Annotated in this window: 19 protein-coding genes; 2 read left to right on the top strand and 17 right to left on the bottom strand. The window is 60.5% G+C overall.

The window, feature by feature from the left end:
* Positions 1-56 precede the first annotated feature (56 nt).
* Positions 57-479, top strand: a complete 423-nt coding sequence (locus tag N005_RS15305; RefSeq protein ID WP_047701953.1) for a quorum-sensing-regulated virulence factor family protein — start codon at positions 57-59, stop codon at positions 477-479.
* 3 nt (positions 480-482) lie between these two features.
* Here the strand turns inward: N005_RS15305 and N005_RS15310 are convergent, their stop codons facing one another.
* On the bottom strand, positions 483-683 hold the full coding sequence (locus N005_RS15310) for a hypothetical protein (protein ID WP_024780146.1): 201 nt from the start codon (positions 681-683) through the stop codon (positions 483-485).
* A 235-nt stretch (positions 684-918) separates the two neighbouring features.
* Here N005_RS15310 and N005_RS15315 point away from each other — a divergent pair, with 235 nt between their 5' ends.
* Positions 919-2,037: an LOG family protein gene (locus tag N005_RS15315; RefSeq protein ID WP_047701954.1), complete on the top strand. Its 1,119-nt coding sequence runs from the start codon at positions 919-921 to the stop codon at positions 2,035-2,037.
* A 44-nt stretch (positions 2,038-2,081) separates the two neighbouring features.
* On the opposite strand, the gene recX is transcribed toward N005_RS15315, so the two are convergent.
* The 16 genes from recX to N005_RS15390 form a co-directional block, all read right to left on the bottom strand.
* Positions 2,082-2,549, bottom strand: coding sequence for a recombination regulator RecX (recX, locus tag N005_RS15320; RefSeq protein WP_047701955.1), 468 nt, complete (start codon positions 2,547-2,549; stop codon positions 2,082-2,084).
* A gap of 8 nt (positions 2,550-2,557) precedes the next feature.
* Complete coding sequence (recA, locus tag N005_RS15325; protein ID WP_047701956.1) at positions 2,558-3,610, bottom strand: recombinase RecA; 1,053 nt, start codon at positions 3,608-3,610, stop codon at positions 2,558-2,560.
* Positions 3,611-3,693: 83 nt separating this feature from the next.
* Positions 3,694-4,194, bottom strand: a complete 501-nt coding sequence (locus tag N005_RS15330; RefSeq protein WP_047701957.1) for a CinA family protein — start codon at positions 4,192-4,194, stop codon at positions 3,694-3,696.
* A 71-nt stretch (positions 4,195-4,265) separates the two neighbouring features.
* Positions 4,266-4,775, bottom strand: a complete 510-nt coding sequence (locus N005_RS15335) for a lysis system i-spanin subunit Rz (protein WP_047701958.1) — start codon at positions 4,773-4,775, stop codon at positions 4,266-4,268.
* Entirely contained in the window at positions 4,772-5,305 is a 534-nt protein-coding gene (locus N005_RS15340; protein ID WP_047701959.1) for a glycoside hydrolase family 19 protein, read from the bottom strand. Before N005_RS15340 ends, N005_RS15335 begins: the two co-directional genes overlap by 4 nt.
* 797 nt (positions 5,306-6,102) lie before the next feature.
* Entirely contained in the window at positions 6,103-7,116 is a 1,014-nt protein-coding gene (locus N005_RS29685) for a hypothetical protein (protein ID WP_144402687.1), read from the bottom strand.
* A gap of 11 nt (positions 7,117-7,127) precedes the next feature.
* Positions 7,128-7,727 (bottom strand): YmfQ family protein, encoded by a 600-nt coding sequence (locus tag N005_RS15350; protein WP_047701961.1) that lies wholly within the window; start codon positions 7,725-7,727, stop codon positions 7,128-7,130.
* On the bottom strand, positions 7,715-8,755 hold the full coding sequence (locus N005_RS15355; RefSeq protein WP_047701962.1) for a baseplate J/gp47 family protein: 1,041 nt from the start codon (positions 8,753-8,755) through the stop codon (positions 7,715-7,717). Before N005_RS15355 ends, N005_RS15350 begins: the two co-directional genes overlap by 13 nt.
* Positions 8,745-9,143 (bottom strand): phage GP46 family protein, encoded by a 399-nt coding sequence (locus N005_RS15360; protein ID WP_041023600.1) that lies wholly within the window; start codon positions 9,141-9,143, stop codon positions 8,745-8,747. The genes N005_RS15355 and N005_RS15360 overlap by 11 nt, the downstream gene beginning before the upstream one ends.
* The gene (locus tag N005_RS15365) at positions 9,143-9,652 is read right to left on the bottom strand and encodes a phage baseplate assembly protein V (RefSeq protein ID WP_047701963.1); all 510 of its coding nucleotides are present in this window, start codon (positions 9,650-9,652) and stop codon (positions 9,143-9,145) included. Before N005_RS15365 ends, N005_RS15360 begins: the two co-directional genes overlap by 1 nt.
* A 182-nt stretch (positions 9,653-9,834) precedes the next feature.
* A complete protein-coding gene (locus N005_RS15370) occupies positions 9,835-10,875 on the bottom strand; it encodes a phage baseplate assembly protein (protein ID WP_047701964.1) in 1,041 nt (346 codons plus the stop codon).
* A 3-nt stretch (positions 10,876-10,878) separates the two neighbouring features.
* Positions 10,879-12,117 carry a DNA circularization protein gene (locus tag N005_RS15375; protein WP_047701965.1) on the bottom strand — a complete coding sequence of 413 codons (1,239 nt, stop codon included), beginning with the start codon at positions 12,115-12,117 and terminating at the stop codon, positions 10,879-10,881.
* Positions 12,104-13,600 (bottom strand): phage tail tape measure protein, encoded by a 1,497-nt coding sequence (locus N005_RS15380; protein WP_047701966.1) that lies wholly within the window; start codon positions 13,598-13,600, stop codon positions 12,104-12,106. The genes N005_RS15375 and N005_RS15380 overlap by 14 nt, the downstream gene beginning before the upstream one ends.
* A complete protein-coding gene (locus N005_RS29040; RefSeq protein WP_144402688.1) occupies positions 13,600-13,785 on the bottom strand; it encodes a hypothetical protein in 186 nt (61 codons plus the stop codon). Before N005_RS29040 ends, N005_RS15380 begins: the two co-directional genes overlap by 1 nt.
* A complete protein-coding gene (locus N005_RS15385; RefSeq protein WP_047701967.1) occupies positions 13,731-14,027 on the bottom strand; it encodes a phage tail assembly protein in 297 nt (98 codons plus the stop codon). Before N005_RS15385 ends, N005_RS29040 begins: the two co-directional genes overlap by 55 nt.
* On the bottom strand, positions 14,024-14,371 hold the full coding sequence (locus N005_RS15390; RefSeq protein WP_024780162.1) for a phage tail tube protein: 348 nt from the start codon (positions 14,369-14,371) through the stop codon (positions 14,024-14,026). The genes N005_RS15385 and N005_RS15390 overlap by 4 nt, the downstream gene beginning before the upstream one ends.
* Positions 14,372-14,491: the final 120 nt, after the last annotated feature.

The following is a 14,491-nucleotide window of genomic DNA, read 5'->3' on the forward strand; positions in this document are numbered from 1 at the left end:
TGAACGCACAGTCACGTGACCGGTCGAATTAGCCGTCACTGAACCAGGAGAGTTTCATGCTGCGCCTTACCGTCCCTACCGTTGCCGTTCTGCTGGCTACGTCCTTCAGCGCCCAGGCTGCCTCGCTGAAAGAACTCGAACTGAACAAGATGCTGCAGAACGTCGCCGCGGAAAGCAGCGTCGGCACCCCGCGGGCAATCAACGAAGACATTCTCGACCAGGGCTATACCGTCGAAGGCACGGAGTTGATCAACCATCTCAGTGTGCAAAGCAGCCATGCCCAGCAAATGCGCGCTGACCCCAAGGCGGTGTATTTCCAGTTGGGTGCCAGGGTCTGTACCAACCCAGGGTTCCGCAAACTGATGGCCAAGGGCGCAACCATGCGCTACGAGTTCACCGAGGTGAAGACCAATCGCCCGGTGGCCACCGAACGTTTCCAGGAATCGGATTGCCCGAAACCGGCCAAGACCAAGAAATAATCATTAGCCACACAGGCCGCTGTCGCGCCGCTGCTCATCGTCGGCGCGCAGCTCCGCCACCAGTGCCTGTAGGTAGCGCGAGCGCCAGGCCCGGCCTTCCAGACGGCGGCAACATTCTTCCTCGAGACTGACCCGATTGGCCTGAGCCGCTTCCAACAGCGCCAGATACAACTGCCTGTCGAGTTCCAGAGTCACCCTGGTCATCTTTCCCGCCTCCTTGCCCGATCTGCCTCAATCCATCGCGTGGCCCAGCCGTGGGCATCGAATTGCATGGCACGCCTGTTATCAGTAAACCAGAGCGGCACGTACCCGGCCGGCATTCAGACGAGCGGTGGGGTCGTTGACTGCTTGTTGCCAACTGTCACTTTCGAGGGCCATGATCAGGGCAGCGAAGATCAACGCGAGGGTCTAGGATTCAGAAGTAAGAAGGAGTAGCTGAATGCCTTATAAACCGAATGACCAGCTCAGTCGTCATTTTGAGAACCATGGCCACGACCTTACGCGCAAGGTCGAAGAGCAACTCAACCTGGTATCGCCCGACAGCCCGAACCTTCCCATCTACCGCGACATGATCCTGACCGTGCTGCGCATGGCCCAGGAAGATCACAACCGCTGGAATGCCAAGATCACCCTGCAGGCACTGCGAGAGCTGGAACATGCATTTCGCACGCTGGAACAGTTCAAGGGCCGACGCAAGGTCACCGTTTTCGGCTCGGCCCGAACGCCTATCGAACACCCACTGTATGGCTTGGCCCGTGAACTGGGGGCGGCGCTGGCCCGCTCGGACATGATGGTCATCACCGGTGCCGGCGGCGGCATCATGGCCGCCGCCCATGAAGGTGCGGGCCGCGAGCACAGCCTGGGATTCAACATCACCCTGCCTTTCGAGCAGCATGCAAACCCGACGGTCGAAGGCACGCCGAACCTGCTGCCGTTCCACTTTTTCTTCACACGCAAACTATTCTTCGTCAAGGAGGCCGACGCCCTGGTGCTCTGTCCGGGCGGCTTCGGCACCCTTGATGAAGCCCTGGAAGTCCTGACGCTGGTGCAGACGGGAAAAAGCCCGCTAGTGCCGGTGGTGTTGCTGGATGCGCCGGGGGGTAAATTCTGGCAAAGCGCCCTGGACTTCATCCACGAACAACTGGAAGAAAACCGCTACATCCTGCCCACCGACATGAAACTGATGCGGCTGGTGCACACCGCCGAAGACGCCGTGGAGGAAATCAACCAGTTCTACCGCAACTTCCACTCCAGCCGCTGGCTCAAGCACCAGTTCGTGATCCGCATGAACCATAAGCTCAACGAACAGGCCATGGCCCGGATACAGATCGAGTTCGCCGACCTGTGCCTGAATGACTGCTTTTATCAACAAGGCTACAGCGGCGAAGAGCAGGACGAGGCCCGATTCAGCCATTTGACGCGACTGGCGTTCAATTTCAACGCCCGCAACCAGGGGCGATTAAGAGAACTGGTGGACTACATCAACCTGCCGGAAAATTGGGCCGCGCCCTCCACCGAGGTGCACCCTCTGACATGGGAACCCATCAAGGTAACCTGAACCCATAAAAAACGGCCCGCTATCGAAATAGCGGGCCGTTTCATTCAATCATCCAGGCCTCGACCGCTGAACAAGCGGTTGATCATTTCCATGGAATAGCCTCTATACGCCAGGAAACGTCCTTGCTTGGCTCGTTCTCGTGCATCGATGGGCAAATGCCCGGAGAACTTTCGACGCCAGGTATCCGTCAACTGGTCCTGCCAATCGATACCACTTTCACGCAAGGCCTGTTCGATATCCGGACGTTGCAAACCACGCTGGCCCAGTTCCTCACGAATTCGCAACGGACCGTAGCCGGCGCGGGCGCGATAAGAAACAAAACTTTCGAGGTAGCGGCTTTCCGATAACAGGCCCTCCTCCGTCAATCGGTCGAGGGCCGTTTCGATCAAGTCATCGGGAGCGCCGCGCTGACGCAACTTCCGCGTCAGCTCGACCCGACCGTGCTCGCGTCTGGCGAGCAGGTCCATCGCGGTTCGCCGCACCGCGACGAGGGTATCAAGTACGGCGGTCATCGAATCGATCAGATATCAACGTCGGCCATGTCGTCAGCGGTTTCGCGGCTGGCCAATGCCTTGACGTCGGCAACCGGGCTCAGCAGCTTGTCACGCAGTTGCTTCTCAAGCGCTGCGGCAACGTCCGGGTTATCCGCCAAGAACTTGGCCGAGTTGGCCTTGCCCTGACCGATCTTGGTGCCGTTGTAGGCATACCAGGCACCGGACTTCTCGACGAAACCGTGCAACACACCCAGGTCGATCATCTCGCCATTGAGGTAGATACCCTTGCCATAAAGGATCTGGAACTCGGCCTGACGGAACGGCGAAGCGACTTTGTTCTTCACGACCTTGACGCGGGTTTCGCTGCCGACCACTTCATCGCCTTCCTTCACCGCACCGGTACGGCGGATGTCCAGGCGAACCGAGGCGTAGAACTTCAGCGCGTTACCACCGGTGGTGGTTTCCGGGCTGCCGAACATCACGCCGATCTTCATACGGATCTGGTTGATGAAGATCACCAGGCAGTTGGCGTTCTTAATGTTACCGGTGATCTTGCGCAGGGCCTGGGACATCAGGCGAGCCTGGAGGCCCACGTGCATGTCGCCCATTTCACCTTCGATTTCAGCCTTGGGTACCAATGCGGCCACGGAGTCGACGATGATCACGTCAACCGCGTTGGAGCGCACCAGCATGTCGGTGATTTCCAGGGCCTGCTCGCCGGTGTCCGGCTGGGAAACCAGCAGGTCGTCGACGTTGACGCCCAGCTTGCCGGCGTACTCAGGGTCCAGGGCGTGTTCGGCGTCGACGAAGGCGCAGGTCGCACCGGCTTTCTGGGCCTGGGCGATCACGGACAGGGTCAGTGTGGTTTTACCGGAGGATTCAGGACCGTAGATCTCGACGATACGACCTTTTGGCAAGCCGCCGATGCCGAGCGCAATGTCCAGGCCCAGGGAGCCGGTGGAGATGGAAGGAATAGCCTGACGGTCCTGATCGCCCATACGCATTACGGCACCCTTGCCGAATTGACGTTCGATCTGACCCAAGGCCGCAGCCAAGGCTTTCTTCTTGTTGTCGTCCATTAAAGTCCTCACGTAATCAATAAGGCCTGGCGGCCAACACCTGTATAAGTAGCCAGTATTATTCCACAGGGATTCAGGATCGCCTACCCCTGATTTGAGATTTCTACGGCGGCATGTTGCAGCAGCCCCTCTAGCGCGGCCTTCACCGTCTGTCGGCGGACCTCATCACGGTTGCCCGGGAAGAATCGTTGCTCACTGACTAGCCTGTCACCGATGCCCCAGGCGAGCCACACGGTGCCCACCGGCTTGTTCGGCGAACCACCGTCCGGCCCGGCCACGCCGCTGACCGCCACGGCAAACCGCGCCAGGCTTTTCTGCTGGGCACCCCGCGCCATGGCCTCGACCACCTCGCGGCTGACCGCCCCGCCCCTCTCGAACAGCTCACCCGGCACATTCAATTGCTGGGTTTTCTGACGATTGGAATAGGTCACGTAGCCCGCCTCGAACCAGGCCGAACTCCCGGGGATCCGTGTGATCGCCTCGGCAATCCCGCCACCGGTGCAGGATTCGGCCGTGGTCACGTGGGCATTGAGCAACTGCAGGCGCCTGCCCAGCTCAGCCGCCAGTCCGCTGATGTCGTCCATGATGCTCTCCTGATTCGACGCAATGGGAGCCTACCGTACACGAGCATTCGCCGCTTGCAAGGCTCGACGGACTACCGACCCAACGCCTTGACGTAGGCCTGACAGGCTTGCAAGGCGATCAGTCCGCGGTCGCCTTCGTCGGTGATGGCGATAATTCGTTGAGCATGCGCCGGGTCAAGTCGGGCGCGTGGGGCGCCATGATCCAGGCCGCCGGAGCTGGCGGCGGCAGGCAGCGCACAACCGGCGGGGGCGTCGCTGGCGTCGAGGAGAACTGACAGCCGGACATCGGCAGTAGCAAGGCGATCGCGCAGGCGATCCTGGTCACGTTGGGCATTACTCAGGGCTCGGTAGTGGGTTTGTTCGCTGGTGGATAGTTGTTGTTCCAGGGCCAGTTGCTTGTCCTGTTCGACCTTTTGCTGCATGGCTGCTGCCTGGGTTATCTGGTTCAGGGTTTCGGTCTGTACCCTGGTTTGCTCCGCCAGTGCCTTACCATACCGCCAGTCCTGGGCTTTCCATGTCACACCGACCAGTAGCAGTAACAGAATCAGTATCGGGGCGGACCGTAGCGCCGCAGCATTCATTCCAGCACCTCAAGTGCCCGCGCATACAGCGCGCGCCGATCCGCCGCGCCGTTCTGGCCGCCGTTGATCCGCTGAGTGATCTTGTCGAACCTCCCCTCATCAGCGAGAGTATTTAATCCGCGAGTAAACCAGAACCACGCCGCCGAGCTCGCCGCCCATTCTGGCTGTTCCAGCAATTCAGGCTGACTGATCAGGTCCAGGTTCAGGGCGTCTCCACACTCAGCATAGTTGGCTCGACCGGTGACTTGGATCAGTCCTCGCCCTCGATATCTGAAGCCATCGCCAGGCACCGCATTGCCCAAGTCGTCCCTGCCTTCATAGCGGACCTGGATTGGTGTTGGCCCCCACAACTCACGAACGTATTGCAATTGACCAGATTCGTGACCTATCTGGGCAATAAAAGCCGCCCCCCTCGATAAGCCGGTGATTTGGTAATGCTCCATGGCCGCGCTGAGGGAAGGCGCGAAAACGCCAGCTTTATCGCCGGCGTTCGGGAGGATCTGCAACAACTGCTGAGCGGTGACCACCATACTTTCTCCAAAAAAATGCCCATCAGTTCCAGTCAATCGGAAAGGGCGATTAGCTAGCAGTGAAATCATCAGGCCGTAGATGCTTGGCCTGGATTTCGGGAAAACGAATCAGCCCCCTGAGTTTTTCAACCTCTGCTGTCTTCGCATTTACAAGTGGTGCCTCGCGGTTCGACCCAGAAAAATATCGATCGTAGCCCGTTAGTGGAACCGCATAAGCAGTCAACCGCAGGGCTTCGATCTCATTTCGAGTTGAAGCGACGCGTATCTCTTACTCAGCAGCCAAAGGATAACCAGCCGCACCTACAACGATGCGAGCTCCTTTGCTTGCTTTTTCATCAGATCGACATATGTCTCGGTAGAGATTTCTACAGCGCCTGCCGCCACTTAATGGTGTGTAGCCTTTGATCCATAGCGAAAGATCTCCGCACGGATCAGTTTGGTGAGAAAATTAATGTACGAGCCACCAAACTTATGCAATACAGTTGGCAGGATAGTAATTTAAGCAGCCACCGTACCCACCATTAACAATCTGCATTATTGGACGAGCGCGCCAAACCCATCGGGCTCTCGCCCCATATACTCGGCATCTACCACCCATTCATCCCTATCCTCTTCATGGAGAGATGACTGCTCGTCCGCGTATTTTAAACTTACAACCCAATAGGGCACGCCAACGGGCACGACCTGCTTAGCCACTGCGTGCATATCAGCCCCAGGACTAGCAGCTCGCAAAATACTTACAGGACAACCAGACTTCTGAAAAAAAACAAGCATTTCCATTTTTCATCACCAGAAAATCAATTAGAAGAGAACACCGCGACATCAATATTTACGAAATCAGACCTAGACGATGCAGACGATGCAGTAGATATGCTTACGGAAGTTGTGCTCCTGGCATATACACCTACGCAATTGATGCCGGTTATTGGGTTAGATGAGAGATTACCAGAAGCCACCACTGCAAAATTCGAATCAGATTCCGGCGTAGCGAACATTAGTGTGTAGTCGCCAACTCCGTTGTCTACGATTGAAGAGAACCCCGAAGCGCTTCTTATAGCTGGTGTCCCAGTCCCATTAAAATTGCACCACGCTTTCACTCGACTTCCAGCGGGGTAGGCAGCTTTTAGCTTTTTTGGCGTAACGATGGTTGAATCATCTACACCAGCATTAGTCAATGCTTGCGTAGCAACCTTGGTGACACCAATAACTGTTTCCGTAGCAATGGTTGCCGAGTCAATAATTGATGTCCATACCGACCAAGAGCCACCACTGTAGGCCCGTTTGTAAACAACCCTCGTAGCAACATCGATGCATGTTTGTATCTTCGCGAACGTACCGCTGCTGGTTCTGGTTTGCCCAAAAACAATGCCGCTGGACGGACTATTGGTGACGCCCGGAGCAGCATAAAAGTAACCTGTAGTGGCGTTATTCAGATCGGTAACTAGAGTTGAATCACCAAGCCCATACGCAACTTTCAAACTGGCGGGCGTAATAACGCGTTTGACATCCATTCCGGCTTGAACTTCTGCGTCGGTAGCCAGTTCAACAAGCCCTTTCACTGTCGCCGAAGCATCCGGCGGAAAAGCGGGGATCGCAGCAGCGATCTTTGCATTAATCGCCGCCAGGAGTTGGGTATTGTTGTCCTCATCCGGGGTTATGCTGGCGGACGCAATGACATTCAGCACCTCCTCTGTAACGGAGTTCCCCCACTGAGCCGGAATCAAAGATCCCGGCGTCCCCGTTACCGGGTTTTCATCTACAAACTTCCCATTCACCAGTCCGGCACTGGGAACGCTTTTCGGATAATCCATCTCTCTACTCCTTAGTCATAATTGATATGCACCTGCGTATGCGCCGGCGCATTGCGATGAATCTGGCACTCCAATACCGACCCAGGGTTAACGCCAAAGCGCTCCCCCCAATAGCTGGCGCCAAAACGCCGACCGAGCAGCAGACGCCCTCCGGTATTGAGGGTCCACATGAATTGCGCCTGCCAGGTGCCAAAATGCGCCTCTCCAAAACGTGCACGGCCCATGCGAGGTGCCCTGTGTTCGGTAATGGTGGCGCTGGGATAACCCTGACTTCTGGCGATTTCCAGGTAATAAGCGATGGCCTGGCTACCCACCGCCAACAACCGCCGACGCACCGCCAACCTCCGGTCGTCATACAGCGGCGTGGCTCCCAGACACGGATCCGGCAGGTTCATCACCCGCTCCCAATCCGGCACCAGTTCACTCACCCCCGCCGGGTCCATCTCATTGAGCAAATCACCCGCACGCGCATCGAGACGCGCCAGTTCCTCGGCGATGCCTCCCAGCACCTGTTCCAACTCCGGCACCCGCTCCGGGTCCCACGCCGGACCGCTGGGCAACAGGCTGCGCAGTTGGGCCTGGTATTCCCCGGCGGTTCTTATTCCAGCCATACGCAGCCTCCGAAGGTCAGCAACTGATTGCTCGCCGCAGTCACATCGGCGGCAGGTGCAGTAAGGGTGTGGTTGGTTTCACCGGTGGCGCTGCTGATGGCTTCGGCGATGTGGGTCAACAGCAGGGTTTCGCCAAGGCCTGCTTCACGGTTGTGCAGGTCGCGCAACTGGGCTTCGATGGCGGCGCGCACGGCACTGGTGTCGGGGGTGATGCGCAGCCTGTAGGTCACCGGGACCTGCACCGGCGCCAGCACATGCACCTCTGCGGTGACGGGGCGCAGGGGCTCGATATAGGTCCGGACTTCCTCCAGTTGCTCGGCATTGGGAATTGGCTGCGGATCGTCGTCACGCATGACGAACAGGCCGACGGTGCCGGGTCCCAGGTAGCTGCCACGGCACCAGGCGCGGGTGATGCCGGGGCATTCCAGGGCCCAGGTTTCATAATCCTGGGCCGAGCCGCCATGGGGGATGATGCGGTAGGAGCGGATCACTCTGGCCCGCAGGGATTCGAGGCTTTCCCGGGCGACGCCGCCGGTCAGCCCCGGCGCCAGCACGGTGAAGCTGCTGGAGATGCCGAGGATCGGTTGCACCGGCGTCAGCACCAGGCCGGCATCGGCATTGCCCAGGCTGCCGGCCTCCAGCGCGGCGATGGTGGTAGTGTTGACGCCATTGCCGGTGGTGCGAGCGCTGGTCACTTTGTAAGCGCGGCCGTCGGCGGATTGCATCAGCGTGTCGACATCCAGCACCGCACCGGCAGTCGCGGAGAAACTGACGCTGCCGCTGGCCGCCTGGGCGGTTTTGCGCGCCTGGTTCAGGCGCAGGGCGGCGATGCGCTCCAGGGTAGACTCGTCGGCCTTATCGGGCAGGATCTGCTCGGCGATCCAGTCCAGGTAGCCGTACAGGCCATAGGCTGCGCCACCGAGGGTACGGGCCAACACTTGGGCATCGGACTGGCGCAGCGAATCGCTGGCCAGGTCGCTTTGGGTGCGCTTGATCAGCACCGGCAGCGAAGGGGTTTCAAACGGCATAGGTCACCTGCCAACTGTTATCGGGATTGATGTCCAACCGCTGGCCGTCAGCCAGGGTCAGGACCGTGCGTAGGTTCAGGCGCTGGGCATCGAGGCGTTCGCTGATGACGTCGATGGCCCTGCAATGGCCATCATCGATCAGCCATTGCAGGGCCTCGCGGGCATAGAACTCAGCGTCGAGTTGGGTCTGGCGGGTCAGCTTGACCCGGCGCAGCAGCCACAGCCGCGAGCCGATGCGGTCATCGGCGACCGTAGGAAAAGTGTCGCCCCACCAGCCGAAACGCTCCTCGTCATCGACGGCGTCGTCGTCAGCGGCGCGGCGCCAGGTGAACAGGCTGATCAGTACCGAGCGGGTCAACGCGGCGTGCAGGTTCTGGCTGATGAACATTATTGGCCTCCCACCGGTGCGCCGGTCTGGCCGCTGCCGGCCTGTACGCCGACATGCACATGCTTGATCTGGCTGATGCCGCTGGCGATCTGATCGCCTTGGGAAACGATCTGGCCGGTGTGGTTGATGACAGGACTGTCGATGTTCACCGCGCTGCCGGCGCGGATGTTCAGGGTGGCGGTCTCGATGTCGATGACACGGCCGCGCTTGAAGTGGATCCTGTCACCCTCGTCGGTGTAGATCGCCACTTCGCCGGGGGCCAGGGCCTTGAGGCGGAAGCGGCGGTCGGCGACCACCAGCACCACGGCGTGGGACCGGTCGCCACCGAGGAAGGTGGCGATGCCCTCGGCGCCGGCCAGCGGGTTGCTGGTGAAGCCGTAGGGTTCGAAGTGCTCCATGTCGTCGTTCACTTCGCCGGCAGTGAGGCGCATCTGCAGCGACTGCAGTTTGGAAGCCGAATTGGCGAGCACGACAGTGCCGCGCGCCAGGAGGCGGGTCAGTAGGCTCATTGGGGTTCCTTCGGAAATCGGGTTGGGGGCGGGCTGGGTGTCAAGTCGAGGTTGGCGGTGGCTGGGCCGCCGTCATCGCGAGCAGCGAGCAGGCTCGCGATGACGGCGGCCCATTCAGCATCAATGCAAGCCGGCCGACGCCTTCGCGAGCAAGCTCAACCCCACAGGGGGCGGCACAAGGCTCAGGACTTGGGCTTGACCGGGTTTGCGTCGAAGGTATGGGGCGGGGCGACTTGCAGGGTGGTGACGGAGCCTTGGGCAGACAGCGAATAAGTCACCTTGGAAATCAACATGTCGCCGTCGAACCCCAGCACCGGGTCGATCACCCGCACCAGGCTGTTGTGGCGCCACAAGTCGCCATTGGCCTGGCGCCAGCCCTGCACGCGGTAGGTGGTGGTCAGGGCGCGACCGGTGCGGATGGCGCTTTCCCAGTCCGCTCGTTGCTGGGCCAGCTCGAAGGTCAACTGGGCGCTTTCGCTGATCACCGTCACCCGCTTGCGTTTGAAACTCAAGTCGGTGGCGGTGCCCGACACTTCGCTGACTGCCGCCCCACTCTGCTGGTCATTCCCCTTGTGCTGGCCGATGACCCGGTATTCGGAGAACACCTGGCTGTAGTCCATCGGCGCGTTGCCCGAAAGAATATTCTTGCCCAGCTCCAGCACATCACTGGCTCGCCCGGCGCTGCCGGGTTTGGCCAGCAGCACGCGGCCTTCGGCGTCGTCGGTGGAAAACACCCGGAACAACGTCAGCAAACGGTCGATGGATTGAAAGACGGTCTCTCCCGGCACGATGCTGTGTTCGCTCAAACGCGCCGTTTCCGGGATTTCACTGACCACCCCCACGCCATATGGCGAGGCCAGGGCCTGGACAATGCTCAGCACCGTCTGTCCCCGCCATTGGCTCGGACGATTGATCGCCGCGCAATCCACCAGGTCCTGGGTCTTGGAACCCCCTTCGATGCTCAGCGTGATCTGGCGCCCGTCATAGCTGACCGGGGCCTTGAACACATAGCCGCTGAGCACCAGGTCGGCACCGATGCGCACCTGGCATTCATCACCGGGACGGATCGGCACCGCCTGGGTCTGCCCCGGCCATTGCCAGGTGATGTCGAGTTTGAAGGTGCGGAACTGACGCTCCAGGTCCGCGCTGATCTCCACACTTTTCCAGCCGCCGTAATCCAGCCCGCCGACGCTGAGCGTAACGACGTTGTCGAACTCGCTCATGACTTATTCCCCCGAGACTTTCAGGTCGTTGGGCGGCAGGAAACCCGGGTGGGCGACGCCGTTGCGCTGGATCACTTCGGTCACCCGGGTGGCATCGGCAAATTGCTGATAAGCCACCACCAGCGCCGGCAGGCTTTGCTTGAACGACAGGTTGATCAACCGGACACCCGACGACGCCACCGCCGTCAGGTGTGCGGCCATTTGCTGACGCAGGTTGTTCAACGCCTGGTAGTGATCCGGGTCGGCCTTGAGAGAGGCCTGCCAGATGGCTTCGTTGAGGGCATCGCGCAAGGCCAGGACATCGTCGGCCACCGGCACGTCCCGGCGCTGGATCGGTCGCACGGCCTGCTGCGCCACTGAAGGGGTGGCGCCGAGCTTGGCCGCCGGGGTCGCGACGGGCATCGCTGCAATCCATTGCGCAGCCTGTACCAGCAGCGTGTCCTGGACCAGATCGGCCACGGCCTGGGCCGCCGCCGTGGTGTCCTTGCCGGTGGTGAGTTTGGGCGCGTCCGCCTGGCGGATGGCTTCGACCTGTTGCGACACGCTGGCAATCACGCCGCGATAGCCGTCACGGGCAAAGTCCTTCAACTCGCGGATATCCCCCAACAATCCCTTGAACTCGGCCGCCACTTCCTTGGGCAACTCCTTCACCGCTTTGACCAGCTCGCTGAGCTGCCCATAGACCTCGATCAACGGCTTCAGCTCCTGCTCGATAACCCCGTAGACCTCCTTGAGGCTGTTGCGCAGGTCGGCGATGCCGATCCGCGCGGCCTTGATCAAGGTCATCGCGTCTTCGAAACGCCGTACCGCCGAACCCAGGAAGCTGTCAGCCGATACCAGCAGCAGTTTCTGGCTGTTGATCGCCGCCGAAGGAAATTGCAACGGCTGGTCGGGGTAGAACTTCAGGGCAAACGTGACCAGCCCGCCGTCCTGGCGGGTCTGGGTCATGTCGCATTCGCCGACCTTGACTTGCATCCGTCCCAGCCAAGGGTGCACCAGCTCGCCACTACCCTGTTCCAGCGCCTTGAGCAGCTTGTCGCGCTGCTCCAGGCAATCGGGGCCGACGATAAACGCGGTCAGTTCATGAATCTTCGCCTGCTGGCCCAGCCCCTCGAAAAACGGCTGGTCGCGCTGTGGGTACTCATGCAACTGGCCCTTGTGTCCCACCGGGGTTTTCGCCTGGTCGACCCAGAACCCGACGCCACGGAACGACGCCGGCAACAAACGATCACGCCAGCTCATTGGAACCTCCTGCGGACAGAGAGCGATAGCCGATGCGCGAACTCACCGCCAGCCCCGGTTGATTGGTCTGCGGCGGGTCGGCGCGCAAACCGGCCGGCGCGTTTTCGAAGCGTACGGTCAAGCCGCCTTCAAGCTGGGTGCGACTGTTCGCGGCGCTTTGCTGAACCAACGCACTGGAGGTCTGCGGCAACGCACCGGCGCTACCAAACAACGCCGGTGCCAGTTCACCCTTGCCTTCGGCATTGGTCTTCTGTTGCGCTTCGGTCAGCCCCTGGACCTTGCCGGTGAACGTGGTGATGACCTCGCCAAAACCGCCATTGAAGAACGCCTTGATCGGTGCGATCACACCCTGCAGTTCATCCCACCACTGGCTGAACCACTCGCCTACCGGCCCCCACTGCTTGGTGAGACCGTCGATGGGCGACCAGTCGAACAGGCCGCTGAACACCGACAGCATGATCGACACCTGATTGCGCAAGCCTTCCCAGATCCCGGCGAAGACCTCGGCGAGGGTGCCCCAGTTGGCCATGATCAGGCCCAACGGCGTCCAGTTGAAAAGGCCTTGGAGCGCGTCCGTCACCGGCACCGTCATAGCCTTGAGCAGATCCCAGATGGCCGCGAACAAACCGGTCAGCGGCCCCCAGTTACTGACGATCAAGCCCAGGGGCGACCAGGCGAACAGCGTCTGCATGAAACCGATGACAGGCGTCGCCGCCGCCACGAGCACATTCCACAACGCGCCAAAGAAACTGCTGACCGGCCCCCAGTTGCTGATCACCTGCCCCATTGGGGTAAAGGCGAACAGCGTCTTGAAGAACTCGGCCATCGGCATAACGATGGGCGCAAGCCTTTGCCAGAGCCCGGCGAAGAACGCCGAGATCGGTTCCCAGTAGGCAATGATCATCCCGGCCGCCAAGGCGATGCCCATGGCGATCAGGCCAATGGGGTTCATCTTCATGGCCAGGCTGACCACTTCGAGGGCCTGGCTCGCACCGCTGACGGCAGTCTGGATCGCGCTGAACGCCACGGCCCCTGTCGCCAGGCCCTGCACCAGTTGCGGGTTGTCCTGCAGCACCTGGGCCACACCGCCGATCATCGGCTGTAGACCCACCGTCAGCGCATTGACCGCGGGCACCAACGCCGAGCCGAACTGCAACGACACATTGCTGATGGACGTCTTCAATCCATCCAGCCCTTGCGCCGCCACCAACGGCGCCGTCGGTGCCTGCACGGCGCTGGCCGCCGCGCTCACCTCCGCCATTTCATCCTTGAACGCCAGTGCCGGCTTGAGCCCTTCAATGAACGGTTTGGCAATACCTCCGTCCGGCAGCAGCCCGGAAATATCCAGGCTGCCGAGGCCGGTCGCATCGAGGTTCTGCTTGAAGCCCTGGACCTTCGTCCGAAGGCCTGCGAGCTTGGGCGACAGCTCGTCGATGCCGGTCAGCAGCACCGCTTTTTTCTCTACCTTCTGTGTGTCTGCCATCACTGCACCTGCTGCATCGCATTGATCCGTTGCGCGTGCTCCAGGGATTCACGGAGCACATCCAGTGGCCTGGCCATCATCTGTTCGGGGTCAACCTTCCAGAACCAGGCCAGGTCATAGGCGGCTGCGATCAGGTCGCCGATGGCTGCGACGCCGCACTCATGAAAAAACTCGCGACGGCCCAACTCAGCGCGTTGAGGTCGGCCAGGTCCAGTTGGTTGACCGACGACGGCGGGATGCCGGCACAGACCGCGATGTATTTGGCCGCGACATCCATGTCCAGGCTCACCTCCTCGCTCTTGTCGATCTTGTACGGCAGCGCCTTGATCGCCCGGACTTCCTGCACCGTCGGACGGCGCAGGGTCAGTTCGTTCAACGGCTCGCCGTGGGCCTCGATGGCCACGCGCAACATCACCACATCGCTCATTGCCAGGTCCCCTTGATGCCTTCGAATTTCAGCTCGATGGTGGCGTCGTCGCCCTTGGACACCGGTTCTTCCACCAGGTAGGCGCCGGCCAGCACGTAGACCTTGCCGTTGCTGAACTCGCAGGTGACGGTCATGTCGGTGCCGGCCACCAGTTGCTTGAGCGGGAAGTCCGCGGTGTGCAGCGCCGTCACCTTGAAGGACGGGGCGATGTCGGTTTCCTTGTAGAAACCCGGTACGACGGTTTCACGTTTGGTGAACATCAGCGGCGCCTCGCAGCCACCGTTGATGGTCAGTTGGGCGCCGTCCACTTTGACGTAGCAGGTGCCCGCAATCAGTTGACCCATGGTGTTTCTCCTTCAAATAAAAGCTGTTCACTCAGGATTTGTGTAGATCAGTGTGGCGAGGGAGCTTGCTCCCGCTTGAGTGCAAAGCACTCATAACGATGGGCTGCTGCGCAGCCAGCG

Source organism: Pseudomonas mediterranea CFBP 5447, from assembly GCF_000774145.1.
Lineage (GTDB): Bacteria > Pseudomonadota > Gammaproteobacteria > Pseudomonadales > Pseudomonadaceae > Aquipseudomonas > Aquipseudomonas mediterranea.